Source organism: Streptomyces caniscabiei, from assembly GCF_014930365.1.
Classification (GTDB): Bacteria; Actinomycetota; Actinomycetes; order Streptomycetales; family Streptomycetaceae; genus Streptomyces; species Streptomyces caniscabiei.
In genome coordinates this window covers 399027-409303 of sequence record NZ_JABXWI010000012.1, presented here as the reverse complement: position 1 = coordinate 409303, position 10277 = coordinate 399027, and the positions used below count along the sequence as shown (strand labels likewise).

Sequence of the window (10277 nt, the reverse complement as noted above, 5' to 3'; positions counted from 1 at the left end):
GGTACTGCAGGGGGGACCCTGTGGGAGAGTAGGACGCCGCCGAACAATATTTGAGAAAGCCCCTGCCGGGTTGCCGGCGGGGGCTTTCTGCATTTCCGGGCGTATTCACGGGCATATCTCCGGGGCTTTCGTGGCTTTCCTTCAGGACGGCTCCACCAATTTCGTGTCGTACGCCAGGATCACTGCCTGGATGCGGTCCCGTGAACCGGTCTTCGCGAGGACGCGGCCGACGTGGGTCTTCACCGTCGATTCCGCGAGATGCAGGCGGGCCGCTATCTCGGTGTTCGTCCAGCCCATGCCGATGACGGTGAGGATCTCCCGTTCGCGGTCGGTCAGGGGTGAGAGACGGGGGTCCGCGAGGGCGGGGGCTGTGGGTTCTTCCGGCTTCGGCAGATGGCGGGCGTAGGTGTCGAGGAGGCGGCGGGTCAGGCTGGGGGCCACCACCGCGTCCCCGGAGGCGACGGCCCGGACGCCTGAGAGGAGTTCCTCGGGGAGGGCGTCCTTCACGAGGAAGCCCGAGGCGCCCGCGCGGAGACCGGCGTAGGCGTACTCGTCGAGGTCGAACGTGGTGAGGATCAGGACGCGGGTGCGGTCGCCTGCCGAGACGATGCGGCGGGTGGCCTCGATGCCGTCCAGGCCGGGCATGCGGACGTCCATCAGGACCACGTCGGGATGCAGCTCGGCCGTCATACGGACCGCCTCGCTGCCGCCCGGGGCCTCGCCGACGACCGTCATGTCGTCCTGGCTCTCCAGAAGCATGCGGAAGCCGAGCCGCTGGAGGGGTTGGTCGTCGGCGATGAGGACGGTCGTCACTGCGGGGATTCCTCCGGGAGGTGTAGGTGGACTCGCCAGCCGCGTCGCGGGTGGGGGAGAGGGCCGGCCTCAAGTGTGCCGCCGTACAGGGCAGTTCGCTCGCGCATGCCGGGGAGGCCGCGGCCGCCGTTCGTCGAGGAGGGCGGGGCGGGGGCGGTGCGTGAGGTGTCGGTGAGGGTCAGGGAGACGGCGCCGGATTCGGCGTAGGAGATGAGGAGGTGGGCCGTGGCGTCGGGGCCCGCGTGTTTGAGGGTGTTGGTCAGGCCTTCCTGGATGACGCGGTAGACGGTGAGCTGGCGGCCGGGGGAGAGGGCCGGGACGCCGCGGACGGTGCTGTGCACGGGAAGGCCCGCGGACCGTACGCCGGTGAGGAGGCGGTCGAGGTCGGTGAGGGTGGGCTGCGGGGTCAGATCGGGCGGTGGGTTGGGGGCGGACGTGTCCTCGGGGTCGTCGCGCAGGACGTCCAGGAGGCGGCGTAGTTCCGCGAGGGCCTGGCGGCTGGTGGTGGAGATGGCGTGGAGGGCCTCGGTAGCACGGGCGGGGTCCTTCGGCGCGGCGTAACGGCCGCCGTCGGCGAGGCCGGTGATGACGGAGAGGTTGTGGCCGATGATGTCGTGCATCTCCCGGGCTATGCGGGCGCGTTCGGCGGCCGCGGCGAGGCGGAGCTGCTGGTCGCGTTCGACTTCGAGCTGACGGGCGCGTTCGACGAGGGAGGCGAGGTACTCCTTGCGGGTGCGCACGGCGATGCCGGCGACCGCCGCGAAGGCCAGGGCCGTCGCGGCGGGGCCGATGTTCTGGTTGAGGCCCTGTTCGGCCGGGTAGCGGAAGCCGCCGACGACGTAGGGCAGGAGAGCCAGGGCGTAGGACCAGAGCAGGGTGCGGTGGCGGGTGCGCAGGGCGACGTGGAAGACGGTGAGCAGGCAGAGTTCCCCGGCCTGGAGGGAGGCGCCGGTCCAAGTGTTGACGAGGGCGAACGGCAGCGTCGTCAGGAGCACCGCGAAGGGATGGGTGCGGCGCCGGAGGAGCGGGAGGGTGAAGCCGAGGGAGAGCGTGACGATCAGCCAGTCGGGGAGGGTGGGGTCCTCGGCGACGTTCTGCCAGCCGTCGCTCGTGTAGTCGATGAGGGCGGCCGTCACGAAGAAGCCCGTGACGAGCAGGTCCCAGAGCAGAGGGCGGCGGCGGTCGAGATCCCGCGCTCGTTCGGTGACGTCGCGGAAGTGGTGGGTGAGGGGCTGGGGGCCCGTCGGCCGCCGGTCGCCGTCGGTGTCGGGTGTGGTGCCGTCGCTCGTCACGTGGGCATCCTCGTACGTGGGCGGGGCCGGGGCGTGCGACCGGGGCCGGAAATCCGGTGAAGGGTGTAGTACCCAGGTACTACCTTGGCCCGCATGAAGCTGCCTGCGCGTGCTGAGAGTCCTGCTGTTCCCGAGGGGTACCGGATCCGGTCGGTCCGTGCCGGGGAATGGCGTGAGGTGCGGGAGCTGAGGCTGGCCGCGCTGCGGGATCCGGTGGCTCATCTCGCGTTTCTGGAGACGTACGAGCAGGCCGCGGCCCGGCCGGACGGGTTCTGGCGGGAGCGGGCGGAGGGTGCCGCCGACGGGGTGGGGGAGCGGCGGCAGTTCGTGGTGCTGAGCGGGGCCGGCGAGTGGGTCGGGACGGTGACCGTGCTCGTGGAGGAGGCCGGGACCCGGGACTTCTTCGGCGAGGTCGTCGAGCGGCGGCAGGCGCATCTGGTGGGCGTGTTCCTGCGGGACGGGCACCGGGGGAAGGGCGTGGGCGAGGCGATGTTCGCGGTCGCGGTGAGGTGGGCGCGGGAGGCCGGGGTCGAGCGGGTGCGGTTGTACGTGAACGAGGGGAACGGGCGGGCCGCGGCCTTCTACCGGCGGGTCGGGTTCGTGGGCAGCGGGGTGTCCGTCGAGGGGGACGAGGGGCGGGAGTTGGAGTACGTGCTGCGGTCGGCGTAGGCGTGGGGCGCGGCGGCTCGGGTGTTAGCTTCGGCGGCATGGACGACAGCGTGTATGTGGGCAATGCGGGCAAGGACGCGGCGCTGGACCGGGGTTGGCTGCTCGGGCACTTCAAGGCGGAGGGGGATCCGCGGCGGAGTGAGGCGGTGGAGATCAAGTGGGGGGTGCATCCGCGGGGCGACACGCGCGCCCAGTGGGTCCGGGGTGAGGAACGGACCGCCCTTCAGGTGCTGATCAGCGGGCGTTTCCGGGTCGACTTCCCCGGTCGTAGCGTGGTGTTGGAGCGGCAGGGCGACTACGTCGTCTGGGGGCGCGGGGTGGACCACTCCTGGGTCGCGGAGGAGGAGTCCGTGGTGCTGACCGTGCGGTGGCCGTCCGTGGCGGGGTACGCGGTGCCGGACTTGGCCGCGGATACGACCCGGGGTGCGACCGGGGATTCGGGCTCGGCCACGGACTCGGCTGCGGGCGGGGACGCTCGCTGACGGTTGTCAGGGCAGCGGGAGTTCGGTGTTGGGCCAGCGGGATCTGGCCTGTTCACGGGAGCGTAGGAGCGCAAGAGTCGGGAGGCCCTGGTCGGCGCCGTCGGTCAGGAGGGCCGGGAGCTGGGGGAGTGGGGCCACGGCCGCCACGTCGTCCAGGACCAGGGTGAGTGGTGGGTCGAGGCGGCCGGAGGATGACCGTTCGGCCATGCGCCGGCCGCGCTCGACCACGCTCGAGGCGAGGGCCGTCAGGAGAGGCATCGCCGAGGGGTTCGCCTTGGGGTCCTCGATGGGGTCGCCGACCACATAGAGCGTTCCCCCCTCGTGCACGAAGGAATCCAGCGCCAGGGAGTCGGCTCGGTTCGGGGCGCAGGCTTCCCGGACGTTGACCGTGGAGAGGGCCGAGAGGGCGCGGGCCGTCAACTGCTGGGCGATGTCGCGGCGTTCGGGGTGCGAGGTGAGCGCCGACTCCAGTTCGCCGGCCGCGCCGGGGGCCGCCTTCGGGTTCGTCCGCAGGGTGCGGACCGCTTCCTGGACGTTGCTGCCCTGGGCCCAGCGGTGCAGGTGGCGGATGGTGCGGGTGTCTATGGCGGCGGCGTGCAGATAGCTGCGCAGAAGCGTCTCCGCGGTGTCCGCCACCGCTTGGTCGATCCTGGCGGTGGGGCGGACGGGAGCGAGGAGGGCGATGGCCCTCGCCAGTGCCGTCGGCTTGTCCTCGCAGCCGGAGATCGGCGACCAGTGCAGGCGGGCCGGGGTGTCACAGCGGTGTGAGGGGTCGTAGAGGAGGACCGGGCCCAGCTTCGCGCGGGCGTCCTTGGTGTCCGACCAGAGCGTGGGGTCGGAGGTGACGACGAGGGCCGGTCCTTCGGCGTCCCGTACGGCCTGCGCGGCCACCGGGCGACGGGACTCGGCGGGGCCGAGGACGACCGTGGGGGCGGGGTCCGCCCAGCCGGTGCCGGCGCCGGTTCCCGGGTGGGTGCCGGTGGGTGCCGTACCGCCGGTTGCGGACGGCAGGGGGGTGGTGGCGTACGCGCCGGCCGGGGGCGCGAGGGACGTGGCCGGCGAGCCGGCGGGGGTGGGGGCGGCGCCGACCTCGGCCGCCGCAGGGGTGGACGGAGGGGCGGGCGTGTGGGGCGCGCTGTGACGTGGCTCGGGGACGGAGGGAGAGGCCGGGGGTGCCTGCTCCACGGAGGTGGGGGCCGTGCTCTGGACGTGGTCGGTGGCGGGGCCGGGGTGCTGGAGCGGGGCGCCTGTCGTCGGTCCGCCATGCTTCTGGGCCCGTGTGGCCTTGTCCCTGGCGCGTACGGCGCGCCAGCGGGCCAGGGTGCCCATCGTGAATACGGCCAGGACGAGCAGGACCATGAGCTGGCTGATCAAGAGGCCCCAGAAGAGGCCGTAGCCGGAGAGCTGGGCGGCGGGGGTGTCCGGCCAGGCGCCGGGGAGGTCCTGGGGAGCGGAGACCAGGCTGCGTACGGCCAGGGGTGTGCGGGTGAAGGTGACGCCGTCGGGCCAGGCGCCGTGGGCGAAGAGGCCGGCCAGGCCGGTGGCCGTCCACACCAGCAGGGTCAGGCTCACCAGGAAGCCGAGGAGGGCGACGAGCAGCCCGTCGGGGATGCCGCCTCCGCCCTGCTGGGGGTGCCGGTCGTCCGGTCTCATCGCTCGCCGCCGTGCATGCCGTGTGTCCTGTCGCCGTGCATGTCGCCGTCCATGCCGTTGCCCTGCTCGTTCCCGGTCATCGATGGTGCCGCTCAAGCCACCGTCGACTCGGAGGAGCCGTATCCGTCGACCTCGCTCAGCCGGTGTTCGACGAACGCGGCCGCCCGTTCCTCCGCCTCCAGTTCGGCGGCGTGCAGCGCGTCGTCGTCCAGCAGGTGGTCGACGGAGGACTCGGTCATCGCGCGGTCGGTGAAGACGAGGGGGCGTTCGGTCTCGGTGATGAGGTGTTTGACCACCTGCACATTGCCGTTGACGTCCCAGACGGCGATGCCCGGGGTGAGGGTGGGGATGATCTCCACCGCCCAGCGGGGCAGGCCGAGGACACGGCCCGTCGCTCTGGCCTCGTCCGCCTTCTGGGCGTAGATCGTCCTGGTGGACGCCATCTTCAGGATGGCCGCGGCCTCCTTGGCCGCGGCGCCGTCGATGACGTCCGACAGGTGGTGGACGACGGCGACGAAGGACAGACCGAGCCGTCGGCCGAACTTCAGCAGGCGCTGGAAGAGCTGGGCGACGAAGGGGCTGTTGATGATGTGCCAGGCCTCCTCGACCAGGAAGATGCGCTTCTTCCGGTCGGGGCGGATCCAGGTGTGCTCCAGCCACACGCCGACGATCGCCATGAGGATGGGCATGGCGATGGAGTTGCGGTCGATGTGGGACAGGTCGAAGACGATGAGCGGCGCGTCGAGGTCGATGCCCACGGTCGTCGGGCCGTCGAACATGCCGCGCAGGTCACCGTCGACCAGGCGGTCCAGGACCAGCGCCACGTCCAGGCCCCAGGCCCGTACGTCGTCTATGGCGACGTTCATCGCCTCCGCGGACTCCGGCTCGGGGTGGCGGAGCTGGTCGACGATGTCGGTGAGGACCGGTTGGCGGTCGACGATGGTCTCGTTGACGTAGGCGTGCGCGACCTTCAGGGCGAAGCCGGAGCGTTCGTCCAGGCCGTGGCCCATCGCGACCTCGATGATCGTGCGGAGCAGCGCGAGCTGGCCCGTCGTGGTGATCGAGGGGTCGAGGGGGTTGAGGCGGATGCCCATGTCGAGGGCGGCCGTCGGGTCGAGGCGGATGGGAGTTATTCCCAGCTCCTCCGCGATGAGGTTCCACTCGCCGACGCCGTCCTCGCCCTGGGCGTCGAGGACGACGACCTGGCGGTCGCGGAAGCGCAGCTGCCGCAGGACGTACGTCTTCTCCAGGGCCGACTTGCCGTTGCCGGACTCGCCGAGGACGAGCCAGTGCGGGGCGGGGAGCTGCTGGCCGTAGAGCTGGAAGGGGTCGTAGATGTAGCCCTTCCCGGAGTAGACCTCGCGGCCGATGATCACACCGGAGTCGCCGAGGCCGGGCGCGGCGGTCGGGAGGTAGACCGCCTGGGCCTGTCCGGTGGAGGTGCGGACGGGGAGGCGGGTCGTCTCGACCTTGCCGAAGAGGAAGGACGTGAAGGCGTCCGTGAGGGCGGACATCGGGTCCCGCATCAGTGCCTCACCTCCAGGTGCGGTTGGGCTCCAGGGGCCCTCGGGTGGTCCCGCATCGCGATGGCCCTACCTTCGGATTCCGGTGGCGAACGGGAGCGTGTTGACGAAGGCCCGGTGGTGCTCGCGGTCGCACCACTCCAGCTTGAGGTACGACTTGCCGGCCGAGGCCCTTATCGTCCGCTTGTCGCGCGCCAGGGCCTCCGGGGAGCGGGAGGAGACGGTGATGTACCCGACGAGGTTGACGCCGGCGGCGCCGCTCGCGAGGTCCTCGCCGCGCTGGTCGAGGCGGGAGTGGGAGGCCACGTCGCGCGGGTCGACGGTGCGGTTCATCTTGGCGGCGCGGGACGCCTCCGCCTCGTCGTTGGTCTTCTCCGTCAGCATGCGTTCGATGGCGACCTCGGTGGGTTCGAGGTCCATCGTGACGGCGACGGTGCGGATGACGTCCGGGGTGTGGACCAGCAGGGGCGCCAGGAAGTTCACGCCGACCGGGGTCATCGGCCACTCCTTCACCCAGGCCGTGGCGTGGCACCAGGGGGCGCGGGTGGAGGACTCGCGGGTCTTGGCCTGGAGGTAGTCCGGTTCCATCGCGTCCAGTTCGGCCGGCCAGGCGTTGCGCTTGGTCATGGCCTGGATGTGGTCGATGGGGTGGTCCGGGTCGTACATGGAGTGGATGAGGGAGGCGAGGCGGCCCTGGCCGAGCGGCTGCCGTACACGGATGTCGGCCTCCTGGAGGCGCGAACAGATGTCCGTCAGCTCACGGGCCATGACGACGGCGAGGCCGGCGTCCTTGTCGAGCTTGCGGCCCTGGGGGCGGGCGGCGCGGGCCATGGCGTGGCCCTCGGCGGCCAGTTCGCGGGAGTAGTGCATACAGGCGACGAGGTACGCGCGGTGCTGCTCGCTGCTGGTGGAGACCATGGACTGCAGCTGGTCGTACGACTGCTGGAGCCAGCCGGGGGAGCGGTCGTCGCCGCGCTGGGCGACGTCCTTGGCGTGGGCGTCCGGGTCGGCCGGGAGCGTGCGGGCGAGCATCTGGAGGCGGGTGACGAAGCCGTCGCCGTTGGCCACGTGCTTGAGGAGGGTGCCGAAGCGGTCGACGAGGGCTTCCTGGTCCTCGGAGTCGCGCAGGCCGACGCCGGGGCCCTCGATCTCGATGGCGGCGGTGACGGTCCGGCGGTCGGCGTGCAGCAGGACGGCGATCTCGTCGGGGCCGAAGGGCGCGGCGAGCCAGGTGATGCGGCCGATGCCGGGCGGGGGGCCGACCTCGACCTCACGGCCGTCGATGTGCGTGCCGGCCTCCATGTTGGCGGAGCGGTATGTCGTGCCCCTGCGCAGGCTGCGCTTGTAACTGCGGTTGATCTCGAACCACTTGTAGAACGTCCGCCGCTTGTACGGGACGTACACCGCGGCGAGCGCCAGCATCGGGAAGCCGGTCAGCAGGGCGATGCGGGGGACGAGCACCGGGACGAGGAGGCCGCACATCATGCCGAGGAACGCGCCCGCGATGATCAGCGCGATCTCGCCGGACTCGCGGTTCCGGCCGATGATCGCGTTCGGCCGGGCGCGGCCGATCAGATATGTACGGCGGGGCGTGACCGGATGGAGATGGTGGGACTCGGTCGTCAACGCCCTTCACCTCCCGTGCGGTTGCTGTTGCGGGTGTTGCCGGCGTGGGGGGTGTTGACCGGGCTCGTACGGGGCGGGGGTGCGGCGGAGGGGACAGTTCCGCCGCCTCCGCTCGCGCTGCGCGAGCTGTGGGCGGCCACGCCGCCGGATGCGGGGTTGGACGGGCGGGGGGTGCTGCTTCCGCCGCCGCCCGAGCCGTTGTTGTCGGCCCGGGAGCTGTGGGTCTTGATGCCCTGGGCGACGAGGGTGGCGGGGGAGCTGATCACGGCGGCGGCCTTGCCTTCGGCGCCGCGCATGATGCGGTTGTTGCGGGAGTTGGCGATCTCGTCGCCGAAGCCCGGGACGAAGCGGTAGATCATCGCCGAGGCGAAGATGGCGAGCAGGATGATGGCGAGGCCGGAGACGACCGCGGCGAGGGAGTCGGGGCCGTCCTCGGTGGTCAGGGCGCCGGCGAGGCCGAGCACGATGACGATGACGGGCTTGACCAGGATGATCGCGATCATGATGCCCGCCCAGCGGCGGACGTGGCCCCAGAGGTCCTTGTCGACGAGGCCGGCGTAGACGACGACGCCGAGGAGGGCGCCGACGTAGAGGAGGACGGCCCTGAGGTACAGCTCCAGGTACAGCACGCCGGCGGCGACGATGGAGACCAGCGACACCAGGATCAGCATGATGGGGCCGCCGCCGATGTCGTTGCCCTTCTTCAGGGCCTCGGAGAACGTGCCGAAGAACGTGTCCGTCTGGTTGCCGGTGGTCTTGGCGATGATGTCGCTGACGCCGTCGGTGGCGGAGACGATGGTGTAGAGGATCAGCGGGGTGAAGGCGGACGCGAGCACGGTCAGCCAGAGGAAGCCGACGGCCTCCGAGATCGCCGTCGTGAACGGCACGCCGCGGACGGCTCGCTTGGTGACGGCGAGGAGCCACAGCACGAGCGTGAGGATGGCGGAGGCCGCGAACACGACCGCGTAGTGCTTCAGGAACGTCATGTTCGTGAAGTCGACGCTCGCGGTCTCGTTGACGGCTTCGGAGAGCTTGTCGACGGTCCAGGAGGCGGCGTCGGCGCAGCCTTGGGCCAGGGAGGAGAGGGGGTCGAGGGTGGTGGTGAGGTCTTTGGGGGTGGTGCCCGACCCGCCACCTCCGCCGCCACCTCCGCTGTCGCTCTCGCAGAATTCCCTGGCTGCTCCGGAGAGCAGCGAGCAGGAGTCGCCACTGGGCGAGGACGAGGGGGATGGTGTGGGTGCGGCGACGGCACGCGTCGCCAGCAGCACGACTGCGGTCTGTACGGCTGTGAAGGATGCGGCGACCTTGAGTACGCGGCGTGGCCTACCGGGCATAGGTGAACCCTCCGTACTCCTCGACGGCCTTCGAGATCTCGTCGGACGTGGAGACCTTGTTGTCGCCGTTGACCGGCGCGGGGCCTTCCTTCTGCGCGAAGCTGTCGACCTTCCAGTCGTCGTCCTCCCAGCGCAGTTGGAGGGCCATGGTGAACCAGTCGCTGGTGACCGGGGTGGTCGTGTTCTCCGACGCCATGCCGAACACGCCTGTGCACCAGACCTCGACGGTCGCGGTGCTGTCCGAGTAGCTCGTGGTCGTGGTGCCGACCGGCATGGTGCGTGAGACGTATGTGCTGCCGGACGGTGCGTTGCCGTCCTTGTCCAAGCCGACCTTGTCGAGGAAGTCCGTGCTGTACACCGTGTTCAGGCGGTCTTCCAGTTCGGCCGACTTGTCGGCGGCGAAGACCTGCCGCACGATCTCGCTGCGCCGAACGGGCTTGAGGATGTCCGCCGAGACCAGCACCACGGAGTAGTTTGCCGCCGCGGACTCGGCGCCCTGCTGGTCGTGGGCGAAGCCGGAGGGGATGCCGCCGGTCTTCGTGGTGACCGGTCGCTCCCCCGAAGCCGCCGTAGGCGCAGTCTCCGGCTTGTCGGCGGTGGAGCCTCCGGAGGTGTCGGAGCCCCCGCCTCCCCGGTTCGCGAAGGCGATCGCGGCGATGAGGAGGACGACGACGCCGACGACGGTGACGAGGCTTCTGGAGGAGGAGCGGGGGCGGCGCGGGGCGCCGCCGTAGGGGTCGCCGCCGCCCTCGGGGAGGCGGGTCCGGGTCTGGCCGGTGCCGGCGTACCCCCCGTACGTCCCGTCGTCCCCGGAGCGCGAGGACTCGCGGTACCCGTGCTCGTCGCCGAGACTCATGCCGCGGTCGCCCCTTCAACTTCGACGTC

General features: G+C 71.2%; 9 protein-coding genes. 2 read left to right on the top strand and 7 right to left on the bottom strand.

Annotated features, from left to right (window positions below; genetic code table 11):
- Positions 1-141: 141 nt before the first annotated feature.
- Entirely contained in the window at positions 142-813 is a 672-nt protein-coding gene (locus HW837_RS32220; protein ID WP_060884149.1) for a response regulator, read from the bottom strand.
- On the bottom strand, positions 810-2105 hold the full coding sequence (locus tag HW837_RS32215; RefSeq protein ID WP_193381515.1) for a sensor histidine kinase: 1296 nt from the start codon (positions 2103-2105) through the stop codon (positions 810-812). Before HW837_RS32215 ends, HW837_RS32220 begins: the two co-directional genes overlap by 4 nt.
- A 93-nt stretch (positions 2106-2198) precedes the next feature.
- On the opposite strand from HW837_RS32215, the gene HW837_RS32210 reads away from it, so the two are divergent.
- Together HW837_RS32210 and HW837_RS32205 are read left to right on the top strand one after the other, a co-directional pair.
- On the top strand, positions 2199-2774 hold the full coding sequence (locus HW837_RS32210; RefSeq protein WP_045555891.1) for a GNAT family N-acetyltransferase: 576 nt from the start codon (positions 2199-2201) through the stop codon (positions 2772-2774).
- Positions 2775-2812: 38 nt separating this feature from the next.
- Complete coding sequence (locus tag HW837_RS32205; protein ID WP_093792926.1) at positions 2813-3256, top strand: cupin domain-containing protein; 444 nt, start codon at positions 2813-2815, stop codon at positions 3254-3256.
- Positions 3257-3262: 6 nt separating this feature from the next.
- Here HW837_RS32205 and HW837_RS32200 read toward each other — a convergent pair whose 3' ends face one another.
- The 5 genes from HW837_RS32200 to HW837_RS32180 form a co-directional block, all read right to left on the bottom strand.
- A complete protein-coding gene (locus HW837_RS32200; RefSeq protein WP_045555892.1) occupies positions 3263-4909 on the bottom strand; it encodes a type IV secretory system conjugative DNA transfer family protein in 1647 nt (548 codons plus the stop codon).
- Positions 4910-5001: 92 nt separating this feature from the next.
- Complete coding sequence (locus HW837_RS32195) at positions 5002-6435, bottom strand: ATP-binding protein (protein ID WP_045555893.1); 1434 nt, start codon at positions 6433-6435, stop codon at positions 5002-5004.
- Between the two features lie 66 nt (positions 6436-6501).
- Positions 6502-8058: an SCO6880 family protein gene (locus HW837_RS32190; protein ID WP_045555894.1), complete on the bottom strand. Its 1557-nt coding sequence runs from the start codon at positions 8056-8058 to the stop codon at positions 6502-6504.
- Positions 8055-9392 carry an energy-coupling factor transporter transmembrane component T family protein gene (locus HW837_RS32185; RefSeq protein ID WP_193381468.1) on the bottom strand — a complete coding sequence of 446 codons (1338 nt, stop codon included), beginning with the start codon at positions 9390-9392 and terminating at the stop codon, positions 8055-8057. Before HW837_RS32185 ends, HW837_RS32190 begins: the two co-directional genes overlap by 4 nt.
- Positions 9382-10248 (bottom strand): DUF8175 domain-containg protein, encoded by an 867-nt coding sequence (locus HW837_RS32180; protein ID WP_193381469.1) that lies wholly within the window; start codon positions 10246-10248, stop codon positions 9382-9384. Before HW837_RS32180 ends, HW837_RS32185 begins: the two co-directional genes overlap by 11 nt.
- Positions 10249-10277: the final 29 nt, after the last annotated feature.